Below are 26,288 nucleotides of genomic sequence, written 5' to 3' on the forward strand. Positions count from 1 at the left end.
GTGGTCAAGCAGGATAGCCATAACTTGGTTGGCGGCCTGCTATCTATCTACCCCCCGTCGGCCGCCCGATGTTGTTTTGCTGATACGCCTGTTCATCATGCAAAGGCGTTTCCCTGTGACTCAACCCACCCCGCCCATCCAACTCGCAGACCTGTCGACCTACCGCGACCTGCACATGGATATCCTCGAACAAGCCGTACCCGCCTGGCTGCCCACCACCTCCGCCGCCAAGCGCGCCGCACTGAGCAACGTGCAGCCAGCCATCCCGGCCTGGTACAAAAGCGCCTCCGCCCAGGACCACGACACCCTGAAAAACCAGGTCAATAGCGCCTGGCTCGCACAAAACCAGGTCGACCAGGCGATGGCCAACCTGAAATCGCCGCAAGACTTCGGCGCGCCGCTGCTGCAACAGCGGCTCAAGCAACGGTTCGGTATCGAGTTGGATGTCAGGACCACCTATCTGCGGCTCTATATTGCGCAGACCATCCCGTGGTTTCCCGTGCGCACTGGGGCCGCAAGGACGTGGACCGTCTCACTGCTCGAGGCGGCCCTGCACAACTTCGAAGCCAACGAACACTATGAAGCGCACTCCGGCTTCATCACCCCACCCACGAGCAGCGGGCAATTCGAGCCCCTGCGGGCCGTCGACGCGCAGATCAGCATCGCGCAGTTCACCGCGCTGTGCCGCGAACTGGACATCGGCGGCCAATACCAGCGCTACCTTGAGCAGTACTTCGACTTCAACAACCCGGTGGCCGCCGCGCGCCTGCAAGGCAAGCTCAAGCACAGCCAGGCGGCGGACTTGAGCGTCGCGCTACAAATGGCCCGGATGAAAAAGGACCTGCGCGACGATCAGTCCTTCACGCTGCTGCAACGCCTGCTCAACACCGACGACAGCCGCAGCACCTGCTACCCGCTGCTGTGTTATGACCTGACGATCATGTCGAGCACCCTCACCGGCATCGTGCTGTTCGCCGAGAACATCGGCAGCCGCCACCCGGTCGGCGTCATCGCCTACATCCCGGACGACCCCTACGCCCCGCTCAAACAGTACCCCACGCTCGTCGCCTTCATGACCGCCCTCGGGAACAACCTGCGCAGCGCCGAGTACCAGCAGTTCTTCAGCCGCTTCGTCAATCACGCAGAGCGCGGCCCGTTCTTCGCCGACCTCAATCGCAGGCTGTCCAACGTCCGCTGGCACCCGCATACACGCGGCGATCCCTTGCCGTCCTGGCGCGAAACACCGATCGACCAACCGCACCTGGCGTTCCAAGCGACCGCCATCAGCGGCGACCTGTTCAGCCACCTGTTCCAGCGCAAACTCAGCAAGGTATTCAACGATGCCCGCAGCCTCGCCGTGTCCACCGCCAGCGCCGATCAGAAAGCGCGCTGGGAACGCTGGGACATCGTGCGCAAGATCGCCTCGACGCTGCTGCAGATCGCCGCGTTCGTGGCCGCGCCCTTCGTGCCCCCGGTCGGCCTGTTGATGCTCGGCTACAGTGCCTACCAGATGCTCGATGATGCCTTCGAGTGGATCGTCGACTGGGCCGTGGGCGACGTGAGCGAAGCCTTCAAGCACCTATTGTCATTCGTGGAGCAAGGCTTGCAATTGGGCCTGTTCATCGCCGGAGCGCCCCTGGCCAGCGGCGCGCTGCGCGCATTGCTGCCCGCCGAAACACTGCGTTTTTTCGAAAGGCTCAAGCCGGTGACGCTGCCCGATGGCAAGGCGCGCCTGTGGAAGCCCGACCTGACGCCCTACGCCCACGACCTGCAACTGGCGCCGCATGCCTACCCAAACGCAGAGGGCCTGTACGCCCACAATGGCACGCAGATCCTCAAGCTCGCGGACCAACCGTTCGTGGTCCAGACCGATCCCGTCACGCAACAGCCCTACCTGCAGCATCCCACGCGCACCAACGCCTACCGCCCGCCCCTGAGGAGCAACGGCAAGGGCGCCTGGCTGACCGAACTGGACAACCCGCTGAGCTGGGACAGCCTCACCCTGATGAAACGCCAAGGCCCTCACACCCAAGGCCTCAGTAACGATCAGTTGACGACAGCGCAGCGCATCAGCGCCACCGACGACGGCGCGCTACGCAGCCTGTACCTCAACCGCCACACACCGCCGCCGCTGCTGACCGATACGCTGCAACGGTTCAAGATCGACCAGGCCCTGCAAGACTTCGTCGAGCAAATGAACAGCGACGACCCGGCGATCTACGCACGGGCCGATGGGCAGACCCAACTGCACCTGCTCGCCAACCTGGGCCTGTGGCCAAAAACCAAGACGTTGCGCTTTTTGGATGCTCAGGGCCGAACCCTGTGGGAGCTGCCCGGCGAACCCAACGCCAGCGTGGTGCAACTGCACGACGCCCAACTCAGCAACGGCGACTTGCTGAAAACCCTGCTGGAAAGCCTCGACGAGGCGCAACGCAAGACCTTGCTCGGGGAAGCCTTCGGCGACCCGCTCACCTCCCTGCACAATCAGGCGCTCAAACTCAGGAAAAAGCTGGCGGGCCTGGCCCAGGCACATCGGCGCGAACTGTTCGATGCGCGCTATCAAAGGCTCGACAGCCCCACCAACCCTCGGCAGCGGGTCCTGCGCGAGCACACGCCCGGCCTGCCGCTCAGCGCCGCCGATGCCGTGCTGGAACACGCCAACAGCCTGGAACTGCAGGAAGTCGACCAAGGCAAAGTCCCGCCGCGCCTGCACCAGCTGGCTCAAACCCTGCGCGACGAAGCACAGATCACCCAGGCCTACGAAGGGCTGTACCTGAACTCGACGGACACGCTGGGCACCCATCGACTGGCCTTGCATTCCCTGGAGCGCCTGCCGGGGTGGGCCAGGAAAAAGCTACGCATTGAAATCAGAGACGCTAGCGATAACCTGATCGATGCCGTTGGCAAACCGAAGGCGCGCATCAAACGCGTGCTGGTGCGCTCCGCCGAAGGCCGTTACACGCCGCAAGACCGCCAGGGCCCGCTGTCGGCGGAAACCGACCTGTACAGCGCCATCCTGCAGGCGCTGCCCGACACCGAGCGCGATGCCCTGGGCCTGCGCATCGGCCAAGGTCCCGCCCTGCGCCAAGCGCTGCGCAGCCATGCGTTGGAACGCCAAGCCTCGCGCCCGCTGATCAGCGCCCACGCGATCCGCCCGCCCACCGACACACGCACGCACCTGCGCCTGCTCGGCCTGGACAACTATGCAGCGGCACCCGCAGCGCCGGCGGCCGAGCCGGATTTGCATGGGTTGGCCCGCGAGCTGTTTCCGGCGCACACCGACGAACAGATCGGTGAACTGCTGCAAGACCTCGGCAGCCGTCCGGGCGGGGCCTTGCCGATCCTCACCGCGCTGCGCCAGGAGTACCTGCAGCTCGGCCAGGACCTGGCCGCCTGGGAGGCCGCCACGCCAGGGCGCTACCCGCACAGCGAGGTGAATATGAGCCGCCAGGAGTATGTCGATGTGCGGCAAAATCGCCACCTCTTCTCGCGTGAACTCCTACGCTGCTGGCGCCGCGAAACCGAGGCAGACCGCCACTTCGACCCACCCGCCCGCAATGGTCAGAAACTCCGGCTGCCCTTCCCGCTCCATGGTGAGTTGCCGGCACTGCGCGCCAACTTCGAACACATCTCCTTCCTGGAACTGCTCGGCGACCAGCGCGCATTGAATGTCGACGCGTTCCTGGGCAACTTTCCCCGGCTGCGTTACCTGAGCATCAGCTATGCCCAACTCGGCCATCTGCCGCCGGCCGTGAGCAGCCTGCCTCATCTCAACGCCTTGATTCTCAGCGACTGCGGCATCCGCCTGACGCCCGAGGACCTGAATGCCCTGACGACCATGAACCGGCTGCACACCCTGGACCTGTTCAACAACCCGCTGGGGTTCACGCCCAGTGTTGCCAACATGCCACAGCTGCAATACCTGGACCTCTCCCATACCGGCATTTCGACGCTGCCGGACGGCCTGCTCAGCCGCGCGGCGCTGGAGCTGGCGGTGCTGTCCAACAACCGCATCACCGAGCTGCCTGCGGCGCTGTTCGAGCTGCCTGCAGACACCGGCAACCCTCTCGACCTGTCCAGCAACCCTTTGTCGCGAGCGAGCCTGGAGCAGGTCAAAGCCTACTACCAGCGCACGGGTCGCTATTGGGAAGTCGACGCGTCAGACGTCGATACCCAGCGCGTCATAGCGCTGTTCCCGGACTTCAGCGTGAACGAAGTCAACCGCTTCATCTTCGGCCTGCCGGGCAACCTGGAAATGGGCCAGATCGAATTGGCCCGCCTGGAAGCGGACTACGCACAACTGTCCGCCGGACTCGACAGCTGGACGCGCCAGGCCGCGGCGCCCGAGGAGCAAGCGCGGCGCCAAGCATTCAGCCACTCGCTGCAGGCCTGCTGGCGCCGGGAAAGCCCGTTGGATGAGCGCCACCCCCAGGTCATTCCCACGTACACCCTGGAAAACCCGTTACCGTTCACGGGAGAATTCCCCGCGCTCAACAGCGTCTTCAGCCATGTTTCTTCATTGCGTCTGCTCGGCGCAGGGGAACCGTTCCCGTTGCAGTCGTCACTGTTTTTCCGCGGGTTCCCGACACTGAGCCAACTGTCCATCGAACAGTATGGGCTGGGCGATATCCCCGCTGCGGTATTCGACCTGCCGCAACTGTTGACCCTGCGCCTGCCCCACTGCCGAGTCACGCTGTCAGCCGAGAGCGCCGCGTCCCTGGCGATGCTGGACCACCTGGAGCAATTGGACCTGAGCCACAACCCACTGGGGCGGCTGCCGGACTTCGCTTCACTGCCCAGGCTGACCAACATCAACCTGCAAGCCACCAGCCTGACAACCATCCCCGACCGCCTGTTGACCGCCGTCGAGCGCCAGCACGTCAACCTGAGCAACAACCTGATCAGCGAGATTCCCGCCAGTGCGTTCCGTTTACCCAACACCGTCACCGGCGCCTTCGACCTCTCGCGCAACCCGCTTTCGAGGGCGGCGCTGACGCAGATAAAACACTACAGCCAGCACATCGGCGGGCATTTCCAGGCCGACGCGCCGGCCGCCCTGCGAGATCGGATCAAAGCGCTGTACCCCACGTTCACCGACGGCGAAGCCAACCGCTTTTTCTTCGAATTGCCCGGCGACCTGGACGCGGCCGAGCCGGCCCTCAAAGGCCTGGAGGACGAATACACAACACTGTGCGAAGACCTGCGACTGTGGATGCTGGACGTGCCGACCCGCCACCCGATCCTCGATGCGCCGCTGGACGAACAAACGCGCGCGCAGGATCAGCTCAACCGCCTGGCGTTCAAAACCTTCCTGGAAGACGCCTGGCGCCGCGAAAGCGAACTGGACGACGACCACGACAGCCTCGAACCCACCCATAAGCTGGCGTATGAAACCAACATCCTGGGCAACCTGCCGGAACTGCGCGCGCGGTTTGACCACGTGTCGTCCCTGGAAATCGAGGGTGAAGGCAGCATCACCGGGGTCGACGGGTTCCTGCGGTGCTTCCCGAAACTGCGTAGCCTGACGCTTTCCAAATTCAGCCTGGGCACGCTGCCGACCTCACTGTTCAGGCTGTCCGAGTTGACCACCCTGAGCCTGACCGAGGCTGCCGTGCGCTTGACGCCGCAGAGTGTCAGTGCGTTGGCCGAGATGAAGAGCCTGGTGTATCTGGATTTGAGCGAAAACCCGCTGGACCTGCCACCGGACGTCAGTCGCCTGAGCGACCTGGAATCGCTGTACCTGCCCGACACCAACCTGCGCGAAATGCCTCACGGCGTGTTTGCCTTGCCTGAACTGCGCACCCTGGACATGAGCGACAACCTGATCGAGGAACTGCCCGCCGACTTTCTGGAAATGGCCGCGCCCCTCGATGACATATCGGACTTCAGCGGCAACCCCTGGTCGGCGCCAAGCCTCAACTACCTGCGCCAGCACTACCTGCAAACCGGCAATGACCTGGCGGTCGATGAGGCGCGCCTGGATTCAACCGGCACTGTGCTGGTCAGGCCCGACTCGACCGAGCCGATGGAGGAATAACGCGCCAGCCGCCAATCAGCCGCGCTCGGACGGCACCGACGACAGCTCGAACGGGCTGCTGCTGCGCCGCTGGTTGCGGTCTTCGCGAGGGGTGGCGCCAAAGAAATTGCGGTAGGCGCTGGAGAAATGCGGCCCCGAGGAGAAGCCGCAGGACAGGCCGATCTGGATGATCGATTTGCTGGTTTGCATCAGCATCTGGCGGGCCTTGTTCAGGCGCAGTTCCAGGTAATACTGGCTGGGAACGCGATTGAGGTACTGCTTGAAGATGCGCTCCAGTTGTCGTCGCGACACGCAGACGTGCTGGGCGATTTCGTCAGTGGTCAGCGGCTCTTCGATGTTGGCTTCCATCAACAGAACGGCCTGGGTCAGCTTCGGATGGCTGGACCCCAGGCGGTTTTGCAGGGGGATGCGCTGGCGCTCGCCGCCTTCGCGGATGCGTTCCACCACCAGTTCTTCGGACACCGCACCGGCCAGCTCGGCCCCGTGATCACGGGCCAGCACCGCCAGCAACAGGTCGAGTACCGACATGCCGCCACACGCGGTCAGGCGATCGCGGTCCCAGTCAAACAAATGGCTGGTGGCGATAACCTTGGGGAAACGCTCGGCAAAATCGTCCTGCCAGCGCCAATGGACGGCGGCGCGGTAGCCGTCGAGCAAACCGAGCTGGGCCAGCGGGTAGACACCGGCCGACAAACCGCCGACCACGCAACCGGCGCGCACCAGTTGCTTGAGCGCGGCGCTGAGCGGGGAAGCGATCACGGTGGGCGGTTCGTCGGCCACCAGGAACAGCTTCTGGAAACCTTCCAGCTTGCCGGCCCATGGCCCGCCCGGCAGTTGCCAGGCGCCTTCGGTCTGCGGCTCGGCCTGCAGAAACGACAGTTCGTAGACCACCTCCGGATGCACCCGCTGAGCAACGCGCAAGGCCTCCTCAGCCAGCGCAAGCGTCAGGGCTTTTGTGCTGGGCCAAATCAGGAAACCAATTCGATGGGCAGTCATGGAGGGCTATCCGAAGCAAAAACAGTGAAAGAAGCCGTGGGCCAATGCTAGCCCGTAAATGAACACAAATCTCAAAAACGATGAACATCCAATGTGGGAGGGGCGGTGCGACGATTCGACTTGCTCCCGATTGCGCTGTATCAGAATCAGATGTGCTGACTGACACTCAGCTATCGGGGGCAAGCCCCCTCCCACATAAAAGCAGCGCTCACAAGGAGTGGCTACTTCAAGCTGCCGGAAAGGAACTGCTGAAGGCGCTCGGACTGGGGATTGACCAGTACTTCGCGCGGGTTACCGCGCTCTTCGACGATGCCTTTGTGCAGGAACACCAGTTGGTTGGACACTTCACGGGCAAAGCCCATTTCGTGGGTCACCACCACCATGGTGCGGCCTTCCTGCGCCAGGTCCTGCATGACCTTGAGCACTTCGCCGACCAACTCCGGGTCCAGCGCCGAAGTGGGTTCGTCGAACAGCATCACCTCCGGCTCCATCGCCAGTGCTCGGGCAATCGCCACGCGCTGTTGCTCGCCACCGGACATATGGCCCGGGAACGCGTCCTTACGATGGCCCACGCCGACTTTGGCCAGGTAGTGCTCGGCCTTTTCCCGTGCGTCTTTTTTCGACATGCCGAGTACATGCACCGGGGCTTCCATCACGTTTTCCAGTGCGGTCATGTGCGACCACAGGTTGAAATGCTGGAACACCATGGACAGGCGCGAACGCATGCGTTGCAGCTGTTTCGGGTCGGCGGCCCGCAGGGCGCCGTCCTTGTTGGCCACCAGTTTGAGCTCTTCGTTATTGAGCAGGATCTTGCCGGCGTGGGGTTGCTCCAGCAGGTTGATGCAGCGCAAAAAGGTACTTTTGCCCGAACCACTGGAACCGATGATGCTGATCACATCACCGGCCGAGGCGGCCAGGGACACGCCTTTGAGCACTTCATGACTGCCATAGCGTTTATGCAGGTCTTGGACTTCAAGTTTGTACATGCGGTCGGTTCTCACAAAAACAGGTGGTCAGTCGTTGAGCAAGCGCCCGTGACGCAGCGCTTCGCGCCCCGCCACCTTGGCCAGCCAGAAACCCGCTTGGGCATAACGTAGCCGTTCAACGGCAAACAACACCCCCGAAGTGCCGGCGCAGATGATGCTCACGCGGTCTTCCAGAGGGTCAATCACTTCAAAAATCGGTTCGCCGGCGTCCACCCAGTCACCGGCTTTACGCAGGTAACTGATCACACCGGCATGGGGCGCAAACAGCAATTCGGTGCCTTCGAAGGGCACCCCTTCGCAGGGTTCGTACTGTGGCGCCGGCCACTCACCGTGAATCAGGCCCTGTTCGGCGAGGAACGCGAGGATGCCTTCGGCGTGGAAGATCGCTTCATCGCGGCCGGTATCGGCTTGGCCGCCCAGTTCCAGGGTGGTCGCCAGGCATGCCAGCGGAATCTGCGCCTCGGGGAACGCCCGCGACACACGCAGCCAGGGCAGCGAGCAGGCTTCATCGAATGAGCTGCCGCCGGAGTCTTCCGCCAGCAGGCCGACTTTCACATTCAAATGCGCCGACAGCGAACGCCACTGCGGCCAATGCTGGGGCAGCGCGTACATGTGCAGCGCGGCTTCGGCGTCGCAGTGCAGGTCGAGGACGATGTCTGCGCTGCAGGCGTGGCTCAGCAGCACGCGCTGCATGCCTTGCAACTGGCTGGCCGGCGCGGGCAACGCGTCGAGCGTATCGCGCATCGCCTGGCGGATCACGCGCACGTTGGCGTGGGGATCATCGCCGAGCTTGCCGTGCAGTTGCGCGATCAGCGGCTCGCTCAACTCGACGAAATCGCGGTTGAAATTCTTGCCGCTGCCAACCTCGAAACGCCCTTGATGGCTGCCTTGCAGCAGTTGGCCGAGGCCCATCGGGTTGGCCACCGGCACCAGCTCGATCACGCCGTTGAGCGCGCCTTGCTGTTCCAATTCGGCCAGGCGCTTTTTCAGCTCCCACGCGGCACGCATCCCCGGCAGCTCATCGGCGTGGAGGCTGGCCTGGATGTAGGCCTTGCGCTCGCCGCTGCCGAAACGGAACACGCTCAGTTGGCGCTCGCAGCCCAGGTGACCCCAGGGCAACAGGTGATCGATACGTTCCATATCAGTGCTTCCGTGGAGCCAGGTAGCTCAGCCAGCGGCGCTCGGCCAACTTGAACAGGCGCACCAGGATAAAGGTCAGGCACAGGTAGAACGCGCCGGCGGTGATATAGGCTTCGAACGGCAAATAGTACTGGGCGTTCACCGTGCGCGCGGCGCCGGTGATGTCGATCAGGGTGACGATGGATGCAAGGCTGGTGGTCTGCAGCATCATGATCACTTCGTTGCTGTACTGCGGCAGCGCACGGCGCAAGGCCGACGGCAGCAGGATGCGGCGGTACAGCTTGTAGCGCGACATGCCCATGGCCTTGGCCGCTTCGATCTCGCCATGGGGGGTGGCCTTGAGGCTCCCGGCAATGATCTCGGCGGTGTAGGCGCTGGTGTTGATCGCAAAGGCCAGGCACGCGCAGAACGTGGCGCTGGACAACAGCGGCCACAGGAAGCTCTCGCGCACCGCCTGGAACTGGGCCAGGCCGTAGTAGATCAGGAACAGCTGCACCAGCATCGGCGTGCCGCGGATCACATAGGTGTAGAGCCAGGCGATACCGTTGACGACCGGCTGCTTGGACACACGCATCAAGCCCAGCGGCAAGGCGGCGAGCAAGCCGAAAAACAGCGACATGGCCAGCAATTTCAGGGTGGTCAGCAAGCCGCCAAGGTACAGCGGCATGGCCTCCCAGATGACGTTGTAGTCGAAGATCATAGATCAGCCGCCCTTACGCCTACCGAGTAGCGCTTCTCAAGATGACGCAAGGCCAGCAACGACACGCTGGTAATCACCAGGTACATCGCCGCCACTGCGAGGAAGAAGGTAAAAGGCTCGCGGGTGGCATCTGCCGCCTGCTTGGCCTTGAACATCATGTCTTGCAGGCCCACCACCGAAATCAGCGCGGTGGCCTTGGTCAGTACCAGCCAGTTGTTGGTGAAACCGGGGATCGCCAGCCGAATCATCTGCGGCACCATCACCCGGAAAAACACCTGAAAAGGGCTCATGCCATACGCCAGGCCGGCTTCAGCCTGACCCTTGGGGATGGCCATGAAGGCGCCACGGAAGGTTTCCGAGAGGTAGGCACCAAAGATGAAACCCAGGGTGCCGATACCGGCGGCCAAGGGGTTCAAGTCGATATAGTCGTCATAGCCAAGCATCGGCGCGACGCGGTTGAGCAGGTCCTGACCACCGTAGAAAATCAGCAGGATCAGCACCAGGTCGGGAATCCCACGGATCACCGTGGAGTACAAGTCACCCAGCCAGGCCAACCAGCGCACCGGCGACAGGCGTAACGCGACCCCGATCAGACCCAGAACAATGGCCAAGGCCATGGACGACAAGGCGAGCTGAAGCGTCAACCATGCGCCATCGAGGATGACGGCCCCGTAGCCTTTCAACATGATTCAGGTCCTCGAAAAGGGGGATGAAAAAATGGCGCAAACCTCAGGAATTCTGTTGCTTGCGCCATTCTGGACAGACCGCTGCGACGATTTACTTGGCGTCTGGGCCGTAAATATCGAAGTTGAAGTACTTGTCCTGGATTGCCTTGTACTTGCCGTTGGCACGGATCGCAGTGATCGCAGCGTTGATGCGGTCCAGGTTTTCCTTGTCGCCTTTACGTACCGCGATACCGATGCCATCGCCGAAGTATTTGCTATCGGTAAAGGCTGGGCCGGTGAACGCGTAGCCTTTACCGGCAGGCGTATCGAGGAAACCTTCCTGCAACAGGGTGGCGTCAGCCACGGTGCCGTCGAGGCGACCGGCTTCCACGTCCAGGTAGATTTCGTTCTGCGAGCTGTAAGGAACCACCGTGGCACCTTTAGGCGCCAGTACTTCCTTGGCAAAACGGTCGTGGATCGAACCGCGCTGCACGCCGATCTTCTTGCCTTTCAACTCATCCAGGCTGTCGCTGACAGTCGTGCCTTCCTTCAACACCAGGCGCGCCGGGGTCAGGTAGTAGCGGTTGGTGAAGTCCACAGACTTCTTGCGGTCGTCAGTGATGGACATGGACGACAGGATCGCGTCGATCTTGCGCACTTTCAGCGCGGGGATCAGGCCGTCGAACTCTTGCTCGACCCAGGTACACTTGACCTTCATCTCTTCGCACAGAGCGTTGCCGATGTCGTAGTCAAAACCGACGATACTGCCATCCGGCGCCTTCGAGGCAAACGGAGGGTAAGCCGCTTCGATACCAATTTTCAGAGGCTTGCCTTCAGCGAAAGCCTGCATGGACAGCACGGACAGCGCCAGGGCGCCCAACAGCACGAGTTTCTTCATCTTGGGACTCCATCGGTATAGGGCAAAACAGCAGTATGAGCCATGGCCCACGATGCGACTGAGTGAAACCGAATAGCGGTGCTGCGTCCTACGCCGATTCAACAGCGGCGACGACGAGCGAGTGATGGGCATTCTAACGACAGGCCGGAAGCCGATATTTCCTCAATGCGACAACAATTTACAGAAGCACTGAGAAAGCAGTTCCAGCACATTGACAGCCCCTGTTTTTTATGCAGAGACAAAAGATATTAAACCTGTTGATACTGCAAATAGCGGGCCTATTATTCGCAAACCCTTCTAGCACGGCAAGTCTGGCGTTTAATCTAATATCCCGGGGCGTCTAAAACACGGCTTTTCGGGGCAAGCCCGTAGCACTTTGCCTCATGTTAGGGCGAAGGGTTACACATTTGCGCCTATCGGTAACATTCAGAAACGTCCTCTGCGATAAACCGATATTTATTGGACTGCGGGTTGTGTAGACCCATGTGGGATCTTCAGTGGTTTTGAGAGACCACAAAAAAGCCCCACCCGGCTCACGCCGAATGGGGCTCTGTCCCACCAACCCGCCTTATGCGGCGTTCATGGTCTTGTGCGTTTCAATCAAATGCGCCACCACACTCGGGTCGGCCAGGGTGGAGATATCGCCCAAGCCATCGTACTCAGCCGTGGCAATCTTGCGCAGAATCCGCCGCATGATTTTCCCCGACCGCGTCTTCGGCAAGCCCGGCGCCCACTGGATCACATCCGGCGAGGCAATCGGTCCGATTTCCTTACGCACCCAGTTCTTCAGCTCCAGGCGCAGCGCTTCGGTCGGCTCTTCGCCGTTTTTCAGGGTGACATAGACATAGATGCCCTGGCCCTTGATGTCGTGCGGCACACCCACCACCGCCGCTTCCGCGACTTTAGGGTGGGCGACCATGGCACTTTCGATCTCGGCGGTGCCCATACGGTGGCCGGACACGTTCAACACGTCATCCACACGACCAGTGATCCACCAGTAGCCATCTTCATCGCGACGGGCGCCGTCACCGGTGAAGTACATGCCACGGAAGGTCTTGAAGTAGGTATCGACGAAACGGTCATGGTCGCCGTACAGGGTACGGGCCTGGCCTGGCCACGAATCGAGAATCACCAGGTTGCCTTCGGCAGCGCCTTCGATGATGTTGCCCAGGTTGTCCACCAACGCTGGCACCACGCCGAAGAACGGCCGTGCCGCCGAACCCGGCTTGAGCGCATGAGCACCCGGCAGCGGGCTCATCAGGGTGGCACCGGTCTCGGTCTGCCACCAGGTATCGACGATCGGGCAACGGGATTGGCCGACGTTCTTGTAGTACCAGTCCCACGCTTCCGGGTTGATCGGCTCACCCACCGAACCCAGTAGGCGCAAGCTGCTGCCATCAACCCCTTCGCAGGCGGCGGTGCCGGAAGCCATCATCGCGCGGATCGCCGTCGGCGCGGTGTAGAGAACATTGACCTTGTGCTTGTCGACGATCTTGCCCACCCGAGTGATGTCCGGGTAGTTAGGCACGCCTTCGAACATCAGCGTGGTCGCGCCATTGGCCAGTGGCCCGTAGACGATATAGGTGTGGCCGGTGATCCAGCCGACGTCAGCGGTACACCAGAAGATTTCGCCCGGACGGTAGTCGAATACGCGCTCATGGGTCAGGGCCGCGTACAGCAAGTAGCCGCCAGTGGTGTGCTGCACGCCTTTAGGCTTGCCGGTGGAGCCGGAGGTATAAAGGATGAACAGCGCTTCTTCGGCGCCCATCTCTTTCGGCGCGCACACGGTGCCCGCCACTTTCATCAGGTCTTCGTACCAGATGTCGCGATGCTGGTTCCACTTGATGCTGCCACTGGTGCGCTTGCACACGATGACTTTCTGGACGCTGTTGGTTTCCGGGTTGGTCAGAGCGTCGTCGACGTTGGCCTTCAACGGAATCTTCTTACCGGCGCGCACACCTTCGTCGGCGGTGATCACCACTTTCGACTTACAGTCGATGATGCGACCGGCCAAGGCCTCCGGCGAGAAACCGCCAAACACCACCGAGTGGATCGCACCGATGCGGGCACAGGCCAGCATGGCGACCGCAGCTTCGGGGATCATCGGCATATAAATAGTCACCACGTCGCCGCGGTGTATGTCCTGGCCACGCAGGGCGTTGGCGAGTTTGCAGACTTGTTCGTGCAACTCGCGATAGGTGATGGTGCGGCTTTCGGCAGGGTCATCGCCCTCCCAGATGATCGCCGCCTGGTCGCCGCGCTCGGCGAGGTGACGGTCCAGGCAGTTGTAGGAAACGTTCAGGGTGCCATCGGCAAACCACTTGATGTCGACATGGTGATCGTCGAAAGATGTCTGCTTTACCGTGGTGAAAGGTTTGATCCAGTCCAGACGCTTGGCTTGCTCACGCCAGAAACCATCGGGATTGACCACCGACTGCTGGTACATGGCCTTGTAGGTCGCCTCGTCAGTCAGCGTATTGGCTACTGTTTCGGGGCGAACGGGGTACAGGGAAGCCGCACTCATCTTTCTTACCTCGGTGATATAGTTGTTTTTGTATGACCCCAGTTGTAGCCGGGGTGAGCCTATAGAACCATTCGACGATGGTAGTAACAAGACCCTACAAATTGCCCTGATATCCCTTTTACCCCTCTGGCCCGCAGCCTGCAACGCCTGGCGGGCACGTAAAAAACCTTCAGCGAGGGATTGTTACAAAAACCACCAATAGTGTTTATCAAAAGCACGGGTATATGAATATAACCCGCAGGCCTAAAATCGATTTCGCCAACAAGGCAACCTGATTAACACCGTAACAGCCCCCACGAAGGCACGTTAATCCGAACTAAACAACCCTAAGTTACACACGTGGCCTCCAAAAGGCCCCGTGGCCCCTTTCGCCCTGAAGAAGGTAAATAGAGAAATGAAAGCTTTATTAGTTATGGCCCTCAGCAGCTTGTGCGCCACCGCCGCTCTGGCCGAGGAAGCCCCGACTGACGTAGCCGGCCAGAAAGCCCCGATTGTTGAGGACTATACCTACAGCACTCACTTGGACATCGCCAAAGTAGTGTCCATGAGCAGCATTCCAGATGTATGTGAAGTAGTCCCGGCAAAAATGGAATATGAAGATTCCAAAGGTCAGCGCCACATTCTTAACTATCACGTGATGGGTAACGGTTGCTCTAACGGGTAACAACTTCGTTAGCTCACACTGACGGTGATCTTATTTGCCGCAAGAAATTGCTCTTGCGGCCAAGAACCGGCCTCACACCCACCTCACCTTCCCTCCTCTCAAAACCCCCTCGTTTGCCCCTCGCTATAAATAGCCCACCGTCCGTCAAAAAAATCCTCCTGCACCAAACCCCTGTAAACCCTCACGCTGGCTCAAATACCAGGCTTTTTGTCTACGGTCCAAGCGCATGCGCAGCAACACAAAGCCGATTTTTTCCCTATAATGCGCGGGTAAATCGGGCCTGCAATATCCCTTTACATGGGGATGAAGAGCCAGACCTGAGGCCTCCGCAGGAGCATGCATCTATCGCTCCGCCCCTCAGCCTCACGCAGAGCACCCGTTACCCCATTGCGTTTAATGCCTGCGCTAGCTGTTGCAACAAACGATTCCTTAAGATCCACCGCGGCCCGAGGGCCGTGTGAACCCCCAACCATCCGGTTTCACACGGGCACCTTTGAGCCCTCACGCAGGAGACGACACGTCATGCTGAGCTGGGACGAATTCGACAAAGAAGAAGACGGCGAAGTAGCCACCAAAGGCGCCAACGCCGGCCACGCCACCGAAGCCAACATGGACCGCCTCGACGGTGCCGGCGCCGCCGCTGCCATCGAAGCCCGCGCCGTCACCGCCAACGACTCCGCCGCGATCATCCGCGCCAAGGCCGCTCTCGACAAACTCGACATCGCCGAAGGCCTCGCCGAACTCGAAGGCGCCTCCGCCCGTGTCGCCGTTGACGAAAAGCGCATGATCAACTGCCGCGCCGACCTCAACCAACTTGTGCCCTTCAAGTACGACTGGGCCTGGCAGAAATACCTCGACGGCTGCGCCAACCACTGGATGCCGCAAGAGGTCAACATGACCGCCGACATCGCCCTGTGGAAAGACCCCGATGGCCTGACCGACGACGAGCGCCGCATCGTCATGCGCAACCTCGGCTTCTTCTCCACCGCCGACTCGCTGGTCGCCAACAACCTGGTCCTGGCCGTGTACCGCCTGATCACCAACCCGGAGTGCCGCCAGTACATCCTGCGCCAGGCCTTCGAAGAAGCGATCCACACCCACGCCTACCAGTACTGCATCGAATCGCTGGCGATGGATGAAGGCGAGATCTTCAACATGTACCACGAGATCCCATCGGTCGCGAAAAAAGCCGCCTGGGGCCTCAAATACACGCGCTCGATCTCCGATCCGAAATTCGAAACCGGCACCGTCGATACCGACAAAGAACTGCTGCGCAACCTGGTCGCCTACTACTGCGTACTGGAAGGCATCTTCTTCTATTGCGGCTTCACCCAGATCCTGTCCATGGGCCGCCGCAACAAAATGACCGGCGTGGCCGAGCAGTTCCAGTACATCCTGCGCGATGAGTCGATGCACCTGAACTTCGGGATCGACGTGATCAACCAGATCAAAATCGAAAACCCACACCTGTGGGACGCCGAGATGAAGGAAGAAGCGACCCAGATGATCCTGCAAGGGACGCAACTGGAGATCGAATACGCACGCGACACCATGCCACGCGGTGTACTCGGCATGAATGCGGCGATGATGGAGGACTACCTCAAGTTCATCGCTAACCGTCGTCTGTCGCAGATTGGCTTGAAGGAAGAGTATCCAGGGACGACCAACCCGTTCCCGTGGATGAGCGAGATTATGGATTTGAAGAAAGAGAAGAATTTCTTCGAGACTCGTGTGATCGAGTATCAGACTGGCGGTGCGTTGAGCTGGGATTGATTCCTGAGCCCCACTTGTCGCGATGACTTGACACTTTAACTTCCGATTTGGCAAAGCCTGATTTTTTCAGGCTTTCGGATTGCAATAGGGGTCTAATAGAAATAGCCGCAACGCAACGCCGACTCCGGATTAAGTTGCATCAACTATCTGCAGGCCTCTGGTCGGAATGGTAACACCAGCATATTGACACGAAGTCAGAGCGAGCCAGGTGGAGTGTTTGCATTTAAGCAAAACTACAGCGACATCGAGGCCAGTCGTTCACTTGACGTCGGTGAGTCGGCCCTGCGCCGTTGGGTTGACCAGGTTCAGACAGAACGCCAAGGTGTCACCCCGCCAAGCAAAGCGCTGCCCCCGGAACAGCAAAAAATTCAGGCACTTGAGGCCCGGATCGCCCGCCTTGAACGGGAAAATCGATATTAAAAAGCTACCGCGCTCTTGATGTCAGAAGATCACGAGCTTTGATTGAACGCCGAACGCCTGATGTTGAACGGCTTCGATTGCGCAGCCGGGTGAGCGAGTTTTTTCACAAAGTCGCTGCGCTGCCGGCAGCCGTAGCATTCTCTCGTAGATGCGTGACAATGGTAAGCAACACAGTCGATTCAAAGTGCGCAACTTAATGCGTGAGCTTGATCTCGTCAGAAAACAGCCAGGTTCTCATGCCTGTAAACGAGCGGCGGTTGAACAGTTGGATATCCCGAACTCTTGAATCGGGAGTTCGATGTCCCGACACCCAATCAGGTATGGTGCGGCGACATCAATTCAACGGTGGACTGGCGCCAGCTCGAGCAGAAGCGCTTTCCGAGTCGTTCCGGCTGACGGTTGATCTAGCCAGCTACCCGAACGGTCAGATTGGGCGCTCGTGGGATATAGAGGGCATGCCTCTCAAATACCCTTATCAGCAAAGTAGGTTCTGCGTAATGTTCCGTCGCAGCGAGCTATAACCGCCTGATCCATCGGGATTTTTTCTTACATATGTTTGGGTAACCAGGCGTTATCGCCGCTGTCGTAATTTCGGTGTTGACTCACGAAAAAAATTTGGTTAGAAATATTTTGTCGACACAAGGATTTCAGCGCTGCCGCAATTCGAAGCACGTGATGCATGTGTTGAGAAGACTTAGTTTAGTCATAATTAAAAAGCATAAGGAAATGCCATGATTAGCTCTCTCTTGCGTCTCCCCCCTACACATCGCTTAATTACAGGTACACCTGTAGGTAAGTGTTTTCCGCGCTTGCCCCACTAAGCTCTCCGCAAAAATACACTTAGCAACCAGCTTTTAGCCTGGATGCCGAGATATATTCCTGCCCGCTCGTATACACTATCAAGGAAGAAAGTTTATGAACGTTGTGTTGATTGGCTACGGAACCATTGCGTCTGCGCTTATGCCGAACTTGCTCAGCGAGTTCGAGGGAGAGATTAAATGCCTTAAGGTAATAGATCCATATGGGGTCAAGAAGCTCAGCGCAGATTTCGATTGTCCTGTGGTGTGGGTGACGACGAGTGTCACTAAGGAAAACCTTGACTATTTGCTGAGCGAACTCGATTCCGACTCTTTTTTAATAAACTTGTCTGTTGATGTCTCAAGTGTCGATCTGGTTTCATTTTGCCAGAAGAAAGGGGCAAGATATATTGATACATGCATTGAGCCATGGGCCGGCCATTATGTAAATGCAGATGCAGAGCCTGCAGATCGCACCAACTACGCCCTCAGGGAAGCGATGCTGGCATTGAAGGCTGAATGCCAAAATGGCCCTACCGCTATCGTAGCGCACGGCGCGAATCCGGGTCTGGTGTCCCATTTCGCAAAGCAGGCTCTTCTGAACATTCGTGATGATATTTACGGGATAAGCCAGCCTATCCCGCAAACTCGCCAGCAGTGGGCGAAGCTGTCTGCAGATCTGGGTGTGAAAACAATTCATATTGCGGAGCATGATACCCAGGTTGCAAAACTGCCTAAGCGGCCTGGCGAGTTTGTTAATACTTGGTCGATTGATGGATTTATTGGCGAAGGTTGCCAGCCTGCTGAGTTAGGCTGGGGGACTCATGAACTTCGTTTGCCGCCAGAGGGGCAGCGGCATACGACAGGCCGCAATAGCGCGATCTACTTGAATCGTCCGGGAGCCTCGGTCAGATTGAAAACGTGGACTCCTGCTTTTGGCCCTTGCTTAGGTTTTTTGATCACACACAATGAAGCAGTTTCTCTTTCGGACTATCTAACCTGCTTTGAAGGTGAACAGGTCACTTATCGGCCTACGGTCAACTACGCTTACCATCCTTGCAGTGACGCTATACTTTCCATCCACGAACTAAGTGGCTGTTCATGGCATTCACAGCCACACAAGAGAATTTTGCAGGGACGAAATATCACCTCGGGAGGGGATTATCTTGGCGTGCTTCTGATGGGGCATGAGAAAAATGCATATTGGTTCGGTTCTTATCTAGAGAACTCGGCTGCTCAAAAGCTCAACCCTGAAAGTTCCGCTACCTCCTTGCAAGTCGTGGCCGGCGTGATTTCAGGTATGAAATGGGCAATTGCCAATCCTTGTTGCGGGATCGTTGAGGCAGAAGAAATGGATTTTAGGTTCGTTCTCGACAATGCAAGGCCCTACCTAGGTGAAATGCTGGGGGAGTACACCGATTGGAGTCCAGTAGAAGAAGATAAAGGTCTATTTTCCATCGCCTCATCAGATAAGTGGCAGTTTGAGAATTTCATGGAATAATTGCAGGGAGCGCAATCGTGAGCTATTTGAAATCGTCTATCGGTTTAAAAAGTTATGACTGGTCTTCAGTTGATTTACTCAAACATTTGACCCCTGAAAGCATCACCGGCTCCAGGGAGGTCATTAAATCACGACAAGAACACTTCTGGCATGACATGAGTTCTGAGTTCGACTCTAAGCACTTCTTAATATACCTTATGAATCGAAGTGATTTGGACTTAAGCGATGAGTTTTTGGAGTTCGTATGTCTCTGGCATCTGGATGAACAGAATCACTACAGAGGCCTTCGAAAGATTAATAGTGTTTTGTATGGATTCAGAGAAGAAGATATCGATAAAGAGATTAAGTCCAGGCAGCCAGAGTTTGAATTGATTTCATCGTTCATGGTTGATGAGTTCACCATATTGGTATCCATTGCATTTGATGAGGTTACCAGCACTCGGGCGTATAAACAGGACTTTAAACTTTTTGATAGTCTTGGGCCTGATTGTCTGTCCGTATGGATTCGTAATGCTGCTAAAGATGAAGCGGCGCACTACGGAAATGCAATGAAACTTTTGAAGAAAAACCACTCATCCCGATTTGAAGAGCTTCCAGAACTTCTTGACAAAATAGTCAGCTTCGAAACTTCTGATGGCTTCGGGTATAACAATACGTTTATTTTTGATCACGATACTGATGATTTCTCGAATGAGCTATTGATCGATAGCAAAAACACGATTCTTGAGGTTCTCGGGAGAGAGCAATGACCTGGTTATATTTTGCCCTTTTGGCGCCGCTGTTTTGGAGCCTTTCAAATATTGTTGATAAGTTCGCCATCAATAATATTACCTCCAATTGCATTTCGTTCATTTTCTTGCTGAGCATCGGTAATATTTTTTTTGCGGCGGCCATTTATGCCTATTTTCAGCCTGCTGATCTAGACTTATATATGGTTGCAATAAATATCTGCTCTGGCCTCGCAATATTTTTGCAATACTTTGCTTACAGCTACTCCTTGGAGGATATGGATGTATCGGTTGTGATTCCGATCCACCAATCTGAACCAATATTTGTATTGGCAGCATCAGTGTTGATTTTTCATGCTATCCCGACATCTTGGCAAGTGACTGGCTTTGCTTTGATAGTCGTTGGCATTCTAATACTCTGCATGTCTAGGCGAACGATTAGAGGGCTGGGCCATCCCAGACACGTAGTGGTCTTGTTGATTTCTGCTTTTTTTGGGGCCGTTTCAACCGTGATTTCAGACGAGATATTGCAAGTCAAAAGCTTGGACTCGGTACTGATTTTTAACTTTGCCGGCTATGCCCTTGGTGGGATGTTTCTTTTATTGGTACCAACGTGGAGAAAGCTCATTATTGATGATCTGAAAGTCTTGAATTATAAGCAATTTGGCATTTTTGGGGTGACGAACATCTTTGATGTTGGGGGCTATGTGTTCTTCATGGCCGCTCTGGCTGCGGGAGGAGGTGCAGCCTTGGTTTCGGTAGTCGTCAGTATCCACCCGCTATTCGTTTTGGCTTTTGGGTTCCTGGCAACGAAGCTGTTTCCAAAATTTATCGCCGAGGATATTGCACCGGGAGGCGTAGTAAGAAAATTTTTCTCGATCATCGTGATCGTGGTCGGAGTAGCAGTGATATCACTCCAGGACATGTAAGGCCGCCCCCCCCCAAAAGCATCACTTGTCAAACAAACCATTGGCCCAGCGAACCTGTTGGGCCAATGGCTTTTTAGCTATATGGTTAGTGTCCCCCCGCTGCCACTTACCTCTGTCTGTCCGACGCTTACGCGGGCATGCAGGCGAGATACCGGTTCCGCTGTGGGGTTAGCCACGGCGACTGGTGTGTATATCCGCAAGGGTTCCTGGTGCCCGCACAGTGCGGTTGCTGCTAGAGTTATCGTTTGGCGGATGGGCTGGAGTGTAAGCGGTCGGGCATCCAGTCTTGCTTAATGATCAGCGTTTGTCTGGAAGCAAGAAGTCTACCTCGTAGATACCCCGCGCCGCACGGATGAATAGGCGGACATCATCGCCCTTAAAAAGCCCTGAGCAGCTCAGGGCTTTTTTATATTTGAATAAAGTATGCTTTAAATCCCTGTCGACGGTTCGTCCGGTGATACCCAGACGAACCGTTCAAAACCACCCTCTCAACTCCTTTTCCACAGGAAAAGCACGTGCATGGATAAATGCAGAAAATGGCGATATCGCTGATAAAAGGATAATCCGCTATCAAATCCGGTCTGAACCCCAGTATCGGAAATTCGCGCAGTTTAACGATCCGCCCGCATCAGCAGCCTTTGTACCCGGCCCCATTCGTGTGTAACTGCGAACGTAATCAATCGTCCGAACTGTCTGCGTTCACTCAAGAATTGGCTCGCTGGAGTCTCAGAAATCCCAATCCAGGCTCTGGAGTAGTAAACTCCTACGGCCATGAAAGGGTGAAATTCCCTCACGCAGAAATACAGAGCGCAGGCCCTGACCCGCCGTGATCGGACAGAACCATTAACCTGAACCCGACAGGCAGGCGCCAGTCAGAACGCTATGAACCCGCTCCACCTGATCAAGGACCACCCGTGACCCCAGACATGCTCGAAGCCGGCCCCGTGGATGCCAAAGTACTTTCCGTCTTTGATTTCGACGGCACCCTGACCCATCACGACAGTTTCGTGCCGTTCCTCAAGTTTGCCTTTGGCCCCGGCGAGTTCTATGGCCGGATGGTCAAGCTGGCACTGCCAGGGCTGCGGTTTCTGGTGCGGCAGATCAGCCGCGACGAGTTGAAGGCGCAGTTGATCCGCACCTTTATGACCGGGGTGGAGAAGGCGTGGGTGCAGCAAAAGGCCGAGGAGTACTGCCAGCGCAATTGGGCGCGGTTGATGCGGCCGGCGGGGGTGTTGTCGGTGGAGCAGGAGCTGGGCTCGGGGGCGGTGGTGACGTTGTGTTCGGCGTCGCCGGCGTTGGTGTTGCAACCGTTTGCCGATCGGCTCGGGATCAAGTTGATCGGGACCGAGCTTGAGGTGCTCGACGGGGTATTGACCGGCAGGCTCACCGGGAACAACTGCCGGTGCGAGAACAAGGTGCTGCGGCTTGAAGCGGTGTATGGCGACCTGGGGGAGTATCGGCTCAGGGCCTGGGGCGATACGCGCGGGGATCGGGAGTTGCTGGCGGCGGCGCAGGATGCGCATTTTCGGCATTTTCATGGGAAGAAGCAGCAGGCCAGGTTGCAGCGCTGATGCGGGCGGCGGGTTGCGGTTTCCTAGCGACATCTGCGTAATATCCGGCTATCAATAGCCAAACCTCTCACGGACCCGAGCCCATGAAATTCGACACGGCCTACAGCCTGAGTCTCGACGACAAGCTGTCGATCTACGACGTGCGAGAGTTGAATTTCGACGAAACCGACGCCTACGACTCCGACACGGACCGTTTCCTCTGCCCCAACGATGAATGCCGCGCGGCCTTCGAAGCAGGCAATGTGCTGAGCACGTTCAACGCGAAAAATGTCAATTACCGGCGCACCCCGCATTTCAAAAACACCCCAGGCACCCGGCACATCGAGGGTTGCCGTTACGCCAGCAGCCACAAGCCTGCCACAGGCGACAGTGAGGACGAGCGCGAGGAACACTTCCCATCGGAATTTGTCCTGAGCCGACGCACCTACCCGCGCAAAACCCCGCTGGCGGGCACTGAAGGGCAAGCGCCACAAGACCCGGCGAATTCCCCTTCAACCCGCACTAGCGTGTCTGTCGGTTCCAACGACACTACCCCGGATAAAACCAGCGTGTTCGCCCACCCGGTGGAATGCTATGTGTCGAACCTCGACGACAAAGACAAGCTCAAGGCGATGCCCTTGAAGATCGGCGAGCATACCGCGACGTACTGGACGTTTTTCAAGAAGATCGAGTACCTGCAGGACAATCAGGGCCTGATCTACTGGGGCCGGATCAAAGCGATCAAGGACTACACCAGCAGCTTTCGCATCGACTTCGAAAAGAAGGTATGGCTCGACAAGAAGCCCTACTCGGTCAACGTCTACCTGAGCAAAAAACTCATCGAGAGTTACCGCAAGCGCACAGCGTTCCTCGAGCAGATCAAGGCTGCAGCCAGCAGCGAACGGCCGTTATATTGCTTCTTTTACGGGGTGACGCCGGCACTTAGACAGGTGCCCAGCAAGAAAAACCCCGAGCAGACGTTCGGGGTGTTCAGTGCGGATATCGAGAATCTGGATCATTTGATTATTCGCGAAGTGCCGGCGGCGCAGGCGAGTTAGCCGAGACCGTACTCGACCTCGAACACGAATACCATCGTGCAAGCCTCAAAATAGAACGGTGTCGGCGCTGGAGAAAATTCCAGTTGATGAGCGGTCAAAACAACTGTACAAAAACACAGTATAGTTTGCCCTCCCCGTCGAACCCTGGAGACACCCCATGTCCTCTCTGGCAATGAGCTCTTTCGTAGAACAGCAGATCGTCCTGCATCAATTCACCGCCAAGCACAGCGTGCAGGCCCGCGTCATGCTCGGCTGGAGCCGCGAAGAGTTGTCGCGCCAGGCCGGGGTGACGGTGGATGCGATTCAACGGTTTGAAACCCAGGGCGCCGTGGAAGACGACGTGCGCCTGACCCTGGCGTTCCGCCTGGAGGCCGAAGGGTTGGTGTTTTTCCCAGGGTTTGCGCCTGGCTGGGGGATGCGTGCGCGCAAGTTGAATGCCCCCTGCGCGGAACCTGCTGCACAAAACATCCTGTCTCGATTGATGGGTTCAACAGCGGCGTCAGTTGATTCACCCACCCCGCAGGCGCAGTAACGCGATGGCACTGAGTGTGAACCCCGGCATTGGCTACGCCAGGGTGTGAACATTGCCTGACGGCTTAAAGGCTGGGCTTGGCGACCTTCTTTGCTGCCTGCTCATAGCCATGGCCCACTGCAAGCAGTGTGGGTTCAGACCCACGGGCGCCGAAGAAGTATGCACTGGTCGGCACACCGTCCTCATTCTTCCCGGACGGCACGCTGATCCCTGGGTAGCCGGCCACCGCAACCGCAAAGTAGCTGTTCGTATCAAAGTCCGACACCATGGCGTCGAGGTTTTCCCGCTCGATCAGTTCATCCACCGTGCCACGAAAGTCCTCGATCATTGCGTCCCATAGCGGCTGGCGCTCGTCGGCGGTGAGGGTGGACGCGTCGATCTCCTTGAGTGTCGGTTGGTGATCGGTGTCGGTGCCATCGCGTTTTTCGTTGAACGCGATCAACTCGGACACCGACTTGACCGGCAAGCCCTCGCGCTTGGCCAGGTAGTCGTTCAACTCGTCCTTCACGTCGGCGTACAAGAGTTCGCCATAGCGTGAAGCGTCGGCCAAGCGCATATCGACCGGCACCAGCACCGCGCCTTGCGCACGAAGCACTTCAAGGGTTTGGCGAAATTGCGGGCTGTTGTCCACCGGCAGGCTTTCGCCATTCGCGGAAAAAGTCACGGGATAACCGATACGCTTGTCCTGCAGGGCACCGGGCTTGAGCAACGCGGTGTAATCAATCCCGTGGGGGGCGTCCACACTCGCGGGATCAAGAGGGTCGCGGCCCGACATCGCGTTAAGCATCAACGCAGCATCGAACACCGAGCGCGTCATCGGACCTGGCGTGTCCTGTCGATGGCTGGCTGGAATGATGCCGCTGCGGCTCAGCAAACCCACGCCAGGCTTGAAACCAACCACCCCGTTGAACGCCGCCGGCACGATGATCGAGCCATTGGTCTCGGTGCCCACCGCCAAGGGCGCGAAGCCTGCGGCGACCGCGGCGGCCGACCCAGAACTTGAACCGCCCACCTCTGCGCCCGCTTGATGCGGGTTACGCGTCTGCCCGCCCCGCGCACTCGAACCATCGGGACCACCGCGAAAGCCCGCCAGTTCAGTCAAGTTGGTTTTACCCAGGATCACGGCACCCTGCTCGCGCAGACGCTCGACGATGAAGGCATCCTTGGGCGCCGCACTGCCCACCAAGCCAAAGGCGCCGGCACTGGTTTGCTGGGTATCCCCCGTCTCGATAGTGTCCTTGAGTAACACCGGAATGCCATGCAGCGGGCCACGCACCTTGCCATTGGCGCGCTCCAGATCGAGCTCGCGGGCAATCTGCAAGGCCTCGGGGTTCAGTTCAATGATCGAGCTTAATTGCGGGTCCAGCTTACGAATGCGCTCTTGCAGGTAACTGACCAGATCGACCGAAGTGAATCCACCCGGCCGGGCCATTTGCTCGCCGAGTTCGCGAACACTGGCGTATTCCGTTCCCGGGGGAACCGGCGCTGAAGCCCCCGGTGAAGGCTGCACAGGCAGCAACCGCTGCACCTGGTTGACAAACACCCCCACGCCATAACCAATACCCAACATGAAGCACCTCCCGGAGGGGTAAGAAATGATGAAGGACCAACCTTGATCCGTACACCAGTCTAAAAACCCCGCTCCACCGAAGCTGCGCGACGCAGGTCTTTCAACCTGTGGGATTGTTCAACGCCGTTGGTAGCTTTGCCTACCCCATAGCCAGGCCACGGGCGTTGCGATAGCCCTGCACCAGCACCCTCAGCGAGTCTTTCGACCACTGCGCGCCATAAAACCACAGCGTCGCCCCGTCCCCCAGCGGCTCCCCCAGGCTCGGGTAGCCGCTCCAGCACGCGGCATGGAACGCGGCGCTATGGCTCTCGGACACCAGCGCATCCAGCCGATATTCGCTCACACGCTCATCGATTTCATTGCGCGAATGCAGGGTGAAGCACAGGGTGTCATCAGCTCGCTCCGCCGGCACCGCCACCAGTTGGGCACCGGCCTGACGCAGGAAGCCCAACGCTTCCAGGAAGGATGCGCTGTGTTCAATCGGCTCCTGATCATTGCCCCGCACAAGGCGGTCGGCGAACCCCACGCGAGTGCCCGCCAACGTGTAGGGGACGGCGCAATTGCTGGAGTGTTGCACCAAGGCAGCTTCCACCTTGCCCGATTCAGTGGGCTCGACACCACTCAAGGCGATCAATGACAGCGCGGGGTCGCGCATGGGTTTCAGAGGCAGGGCCGGCACGTTATAGCCAGGGATTACAACGCCAGCACCAAGATGTGCATCGGGGACGTAGCCGATACCCAGTGCCGTCGTGGTCCCCGTTTCGATGTGAGCGTTGGAGGGCGCCTGCGCCAAACAAACCGGTTCCGCAGAGGGGGGTAA

18 protein-coding genes and 1 pseudogene are annotated in these 26,288 nt (G+C 58.4%); 10 read left to right on the plus strand and 9 right to left on the minus strand.

The genetic code is table 11. The features are described 5' to 3' along the window. Positions 1-115 precede the first annotated feature (115 nt). Positions 116-6,037: a dermonecrotic toxin domain-containing protein gene (locus tag J2Y83_RS22060; RefSeq protein ID WP_253398276.1), complete on the plus strand. Its 5,922-nt coding sequence runs from the start codon at positions 116-118 to the stop codon at positions 6,035-6,037. A gap of 15 nt (positions 6,038-6,052) precedes the next feature. Here J2Y83_RS22060 and argR read toward each other — a convergent pair whose 3' ends face one another. The 7 genes from argR to acs form a co-directional block, all read right to left on the minus strand. Continuing rightward, positions 6,053-7,033, minus strand: coding sequence for a transcriptional regulator ArgR (gene argR, locus J2Y83_RS22065; protein WP_253398278.1), 981 nt, complete (start codon positions 7,031-7,033; stop codon positions 6,053-6,055). Between the two features lie 221 nt (positions 7,034-7,254). Continuing rightward, a complete protein-coding gene (locus J2Y83_RS22070; RefSeq protein WP_247402131.1) occupies positions 7,255-8,019 on the minus strand; it encodes an ABC transporter ATP-binding protein in 765 nt (254 codons plus the stop codon). Between the two features lie 27 nt (positions 8,020-8,046). After that, a complete protein-coding gene (locus tag J2Y83_RS22075; RefSeq protein ID WP_253398280.1) occupies positions 8,047-9,159 on the minus strand; it encodes a succinylglutamate desuccinylase/aspartoacylase family protein in 1,113 nt (370 codons plus the stop codon). 1 nt (position 9,160) lies between these two features. After that, the gene (locus J2Y83_RS22080; protein WP_247402126.1) at positions 9,161-9,859 is read right to left on the minus strand and encodes an ABC transporter permease; all 699 of its coding nucleotides are present in this window, start codon (positions 9,857-9,859) and stop codon (positions 9,161-9,163) included. After that, positions 9,856-10,545, minus strand: a complete 690-nt coding sequence (locus J2Y83_RS22085) for an ABC transporter permease (protein ID WP_010566615.1) — start codon at positions 10,543-10,545, stop codon at positions 9,856-9,858. Before J2Y83_RS22085 ends, J2Y83_RS22080 begins: the two co-directional genes overlap by 4 nt. A gap of 91 nt (positions 10,546-10,636) precedes the next feature. Further along, positions 10,637-11,422 (minus strand): ABC transporter substrate-binding protein, encoded by a 786-nt coding sequence (locus J2Y83_RS22090; protein WP_247402124.1) that lies wholly within the window; start codon positions 11,420-11,422, stop codon positions 10,637-10,639. Positions 11,423-11,990: 568 nt separating this feature from the next. Continuing rightward, on the minus strand, positions 11,991-13,946 hold the full coding sequence (gene acs, locus J2Y83_RS22095) for an acetate--CoA ligase (RefSeq protein WP_253398282.1): 1,956 nt from the start codon (positions 13,944-13,946) through the stop codon (positions 11,991-11,993). A 394-nt stretch (positions 13,947-14,340) separates the two neighbouring features. Here acs and J2Y83_RS22100 point away from each other — a divergent pair, with 394 nt between their 5' ends. The 9 genes and pseudogenes from J2Y83_RS22100 (at position 14,341) to J2Y83_RS22140 (ending at position 23,898) form a co-directional block, all read left to right on the plus strand. Continuing rightward, positions 14,341-14,610, plus strand: a complete 270-nt coding sequence (locus J2Y83_RS22100; RefSeq protein WP_247402121.1) for a DUF2790 domain-containing protein — start codon at positions 14,341-14,343, stop codon at positions 14,608-14,610. Between the two features lie 522 nt (positions 14,611-15,132). Beyond that, positions 15,133-16,383, plus strand: a complete 1,251-nt coding sequence (locus J2Y83_RS22105; protein WP_253398284.1) for a ribonucleotide-diphosphate reductase subunit beta — start codon at positions 15,133-15,135, stop codon at positions 16,381-16,383. 228 nt (positions 16,384-16,611) lie between these two features. Next, positions 16,612-17,139: pseudogene (locus tag J2Y83_RS22110) on the plus strand (transposase); the annotation flags it as partial. Between the two features lie 579 nt (positions 17,140-17,718). Then, positions 17,719-19,101, plus strand: a complete 1,383-nt coding sequence (locus J2Y83_RS22115; protein ID WP_253398286.1) for a saccharopine dehydrogenase C-terminal domain-containing protein — start codon at positions 17,719-17,721, stop codon at positions 19,099-19,101. A gap of 17 nt (positions 19,102-19,118) precedes the next feature. Next, positions 19,119-19,850, plus strand: coding sequence for a hypothetical protein (locus J2Y83_RS22120; protein ID WP_253398288.1), 732 nt, complete (start codon positions 19,119-19,121; stop codon positions 19,848-19,850). After that, positions 19,847-20,758: an EamA family transporter gene (locus tag J2Y83_RS22125; RefSeq protein ID WP_253398290.1), complete on the plus strand. Its 912-nt coding sequence runs from the start codon at positions 19,847-19,849 to the stop codon at positions 20,756-20,758. The genes J2Y83_RS22120 and J2Y83_RS22125 overlap by 4 nt, the downstream gene beginning before the upstream one ends. Before the next feature lie 926 nt (positions 20,759-21,684). Next, positions 21,685-22,329 (plus strand): HAD-IB family hydrolase, encoded by a 645-nt coding sequence (locus J2Y83_RS22130; RefSeq protein ID WP_253400431.1) that lies wholly within the window; start codon positions 21,685-21,687, stop codon positions 22,327-22,329. A gap of 83 nt (positions 22,330-22,412) precedes the next feature. Continuing rightward, positions 22,413-23,366: a hypothetical protein gene (locus J2Y83_RS22135; RefSeq protein WP_253398292.1), complete on the plus strand. Its 954-nt coding sequence runs from the start codon at positions 22,413-22,415 to the stop codon at positions 23,364-23,366. Between the two features lie 157 nt (positions 23,367-23,523). After that, positions 23,524-23,898 carry a helix-turn-helix transcriptional regulator gene (locus tag J2Y83_RS22140; RefSeq protein ID WP_253398294.1) on the plus strand — a complete coding sequence of 125 codons (375 nt, stop codon included), beginning with the start codon at positions 23,524-23,526 and terminating at the stop codon, positions 23,896-23,898. A gap of 64 nt (positions 23,899-23,962) precedes the next feature. Here the strand turns inward: J2Y83_RS22140 and J2Y83_RS22145 are convergent, their stop codons facing one another. Next, a complete protein-coding gene (locus tag J2Y83_RS22145) occupies positions 23,963-25,468 on the minus strand; it encodes an amidase family protein (protein ID WP_253398296.1) in 1,506 nt (501 codons plus the stop codon). A 139-nt stretch (positions 25,469-25,607) separates the two neighbouring features. Then, positions 25,608-26,147 carry a hypothetical protein gene (locus J2Y83_RS22150; RefSeq protein ID WP_253398298.1) on the minus strand — a complete coding sequence of 180 codons (540 nt, stop codon included), beginning with the start codon at positions 26,145-26,147 and terminating at the stop codon, positions 25,608-25,610. Positions 26,148-26,288 lie beyond the last annotated feature (141 nt).

Origin of the sequence: Pseudomonas marginalis (assembly GCF_024169655.1) — a bacterium.
GTDB classification, from domain to species: Bacteria; Pseudomonadota; Gammaproteobacteria; order Pseudomonadales; family Pseudomonadaceae; genus Aquipseudomonas; species Aquipseudomonas paraveronii.

Coding starts and splice junctions, on each gene's coding strand:
- J2Y83_RS22080 (WP_247402126.1), bottom strand. CDS start 9,859: ATGATCTTCGACTACAACGTCATCTGGGAGGCCATGCCGCTGTACCTT.
- J2Y83_RS22100 (WP_247402121.1), top strand. CDS start 14,341: ATGAAAGCTTTATTAGTTATGGCCCTCAGCAGCTTGTGCGCCACCGCC.
- J2Y83_RS22145 (WP_253398296.1), bottom strand. CDS start 25,468: ATGTTGGGTATTGGTTATGGCGTGGGGGTGTTTGTCAACCAGGTGCAG.
- J2Y83_RS22070 (WP_247402131.1), bottom strand. CDS start 8,019: ATGTACAAACTTGAAGTCCAAGACCTGCATAAACGCTATGGCAGTCAT.
- J2Y83_RS22090 (WP_247402124.1), bottom strand. CDS start 11,422: ATGAAGAAACTCGTGCTGTTGGGCGCCCTGGCGCTGTCCGTGCTGTCC.
- J2Y83_RS22105 (WP_253398284.1), top strand. CDS start 15,133: ATGCTGAGCTGGGACGAATTCGACAAAGAAGAAGACGGCGAAGTAGCC.
- J2Y83_RS22125 (WP_253398290.1), top strand. CDS start 19,847: ATGACCTGGTTATATTTTGCCCTTTTGGCGCCGCTGTTTTGGAGCCTT.
- argR (WP_253398278.1), bottom strand. CDS start 7,033: ATGACTGCCCATCGAATTGGTTTCCTGATTTGGCCCAGCACAAAAGCC.
- J2Y83_RS22130 (WP_253400431.1), top strand. CDS start 21,685: ATGCTCGAAGCCGGCCCCGTGGATGCCAAAGTACTTTCCGTCTTTGAT.
- J2Y83_RS22140 (WP_253398294.1), top strand. CDS start 23,524: ATGTCCTCTCTGGCAATGAGCTCTTTCGTAGAACAGCAGATCGTCCTG.
- J2Y83_RS22085 (WP_010566615.1), bottom strand. CDS start 10,545: ATGTTGAAAGGCTACGGGGCCGTCATCCTCGATGGCGCATGGTTGACG.
- J2Y83_RS22135 (WP_253398292.1), top strand. CDS start 22,413: ATGAAATTCGACACGGCCTACAGCCTGAGTCTCGACGACAAGCTGTCG.
- acs (WP_253398282.1), bottom strand. CDS start 13,946: ATGAGTGCGGCTTCCCTGTACCCCGTTCGCCCCGAAACAGTAGCCAAT.
- J2Y83_RS22075 (WP_253398280.1), bottom strand. CDS start 9,159: ATGGAACGTATCGATCACCTGTTGCCCTGGGGTCACCTGGGCTGCGAG.
- J2Y83_RS22115 (WP_253398286.1), top strand. CDS start 17,719: ATGAACGTTGTGTTGATTGGCTACGGAACCATTGCGTCTGCGCTTATG.